Origin of the sequence: Streptococcus minor DSM 17118 (assembly GCF_000377005.1) — a bacterium.
Lineage (GTDB): Bacteria > Bacillota > Bacilli > Lactobacillales > Streptococcaceae > Streptococcus > Streptococcus minor.
On sequence record NZ_AQYB01000008.1, the window covers coordinates 1 to 2,405 of the forward strand.

A 2,405-nucleotide genomic window follows, 5' to 3' on the forward strand; every position below is an offset into this window, starting at 1 on the left:
TATAAGGAGAGTTATCATCTCCTTTTGTCACCACTATTTCTGCCAAATCTTTCTTCTTGAGTTTACCTTCCTCATATAGTTTTTGCTTTTCAGATTTGATTTTTTCAAGCAAAACCTCAACGGGTTCATCGTTAGGGTCTTGAGGAACTAATTTACCTTGCATGGCATATTGAAGAATAGATTTTTTCAATTTGTCTGGAAAGGTTTTGTCCAATTCTTGAAGTTTATTGTAACTTTTGGAATATGACTCTACCTTTTCCAAAGCACGTTCGATTTGCTCCACAATCCGTTTCTGTTCAGCAAGAGGGGGGAGGGGGAATAGAGTATTGATAATTTTTTCTTTAGAAATATTAGGTTGAGCACCACCTTCAGCACGAGCCGTGAAATTTTTTCTCTCAGACATTAAAAAATAAAACAGGAAGAATTTCTCAACCTCAAACAAAGTATTGCAAGCACAGCAAGCTTGATTTGTCGTAGCAGGAAAAGTAAGAATCCCTAATTTACCGATTGTAGCTCCATACATTGCAATAAGCACTGAACCTGCAGGATTAAGTTTAACAGAGGTTTTTTCGAGAGCCAGTCTTGAAATTTTATTTGGAATATCGATTATGTAACCATCTGTCAAATCTCCTGTTAATAACCAAGGAATTGATTGAGGTTCATAGTACTTTATATTTGACTTAGAAGGAGTAGCTCCAGAACCCCAACAGCCAATATTGCCTAACCTCACCCACTCCCAACTATCTGGAATATCATAGGGTACTGCCACTTTCCTAACCGTTCCGTCTGCTAACTTCTCATAAGGTTTCTTAGCACACTGAATGAGAAGTAAGAAAGGCTGGGAGATGTGTTATAATAGAGTGATAACACTCAGGAGAATGACATGACTCAAACCCTATCCCACTACCAATTCTCACCAGAAAGCCAACATTTGGACAGGAAATCCGCCCGAAAGAAGCCACAAGAGCTACTCAAACACCTGATTGCTTTTGCTAATGCAGATGGTGGCCAGCTGGTCATCGGTATTGAGGACGACAAGCAGGATAACATTATCACTGGATTCAAAGATGGTAAGGCCTATCCCATTGATGACTTCAAAAAGATTGACCGTGAGATGCGTGACGCTCCCTTGGATTTATCTTTTGAAGAAATCCCTGTGCGAAACCATAAGGGTGAAGAAGATGTGATTTTGGTTATCTCAGTTGAATTGTCTTCAAACCGAGTGATTGCTGCGCCTAATGATGAGGTTTACCTGCGTCAGGGTGATGAGACCGTTAAACTCAGTTATGAACAACGGACTCAACTCAGCTATGATAAAGGACAACGCTTCTTTGAGGATGAAGTTGTGGCTGACGCGACCTTGGAAGACATCGATAATGAGCTGGTTCAGGATTTCAAGAATCGATTTGACATTTCAGACCGTTCGACAGAAGAAGTCCTCAAAGCTCGGCGTTTTCTGGTCAATGGAAAATTGACCAAGGCTGCTATCTTGCTTTTTGGTAAATATCCATCAGCTTTCTTCCCTCAAGCTCGTGTTCGTTTCCAACGATTTGATGGAACGGATATGGGGACAGGTAGTAGCTTTAATGTTATCAAGGAAGTAACCTTTGATGATGCACTGCCAAGCCTGATTATCAAGGCTCGCGATTTTATTCGTACCCAGCTGCGTGAGTTTCAATATCTGGATGACAATGGGCAATTCCAAATCTTGCCTGAATATCCAGAATTTGCCTGGTTTGAAGGTCTGGTCAATGCAGTTACTCACCGTGATTACTCGGTTTATGGGGATCACATTCGTGTGCTCATGTTTGATGACCGACTGGAGATTCATAGCCCGGGGAAATTGCCCAATATCGTCACTGTTGACAATATCAAGCATGAGCGGTTTTCAAGAAATCCTCGGATTGCCAGAACCCTGACGGAGTTTGGTTGGGTTCGTGAGATGAATGAAGGTGTTAAACGGATTTACTCAGAGATGGAATCAGCCTTTCTTCATGAACCAAAATACTCAGAGCCTGGAAATAAGGTTGTTCTAACACTTGAAAACAATATTGTCAGTCGCCACCTCCGTACGCGAGACAGCCTAGAAAAACAGTTCTCTGATTTTGGCGACCTTAATGCCGATGAGCAATTGCTGATTCACTACATGTATAATTCAGGTGAGAAAATGACAACGGCCAAAGCGATTGAACTGACAGGAAGAAGTCGCAAGTTTATTGTAAAAACGATGAAAAAATTACAAGAATTGGGGATGGTTGACTGGTATGGTGCAAACAAAAATGACAGAAATCAATACTATACTTTAACGAAAAATTAGTCTATTCTCTAGGAGGTAGGAGGTAGGAGGTAGGAGGTAGGATACAGTAGGATACAGTAGGATACAGTAGGATACAGTAGGATACAGT

2 protein-coding genes are annotated in these 2,405 nt (G+C 41.1%); one reads left to right on the forward strand and one right to left on the reverse strand.

Going from position 1 to position 2,405, the window contains the following annotated elements; genetic code table 11:
* Window positions 1–769, reverse strand: a 769-nt coding sequence (locus tag F602_RS0100115) for a restriction endonuclease subunit S (protein WP_018165954.1), incomplete at its 3' end; no start/stop codon positions are given.
* A gap of 114 nt (window positions 770–883) precedes the next feature.
* Here F602_RS0100115 and F602_RS0100120 point away from each other — a divergent pair.
* Entirely contained in the window at window positions 884–2,317 is a 1,434-nt protein-coding gene (locus tag F602_RS0100120; protein WP_018165955.1) for an ATP-binding protein, read from the forward strand.
* The last annotated feature ends 88 nt before the right edge of the window (window positions 2,318–2,405 follow it).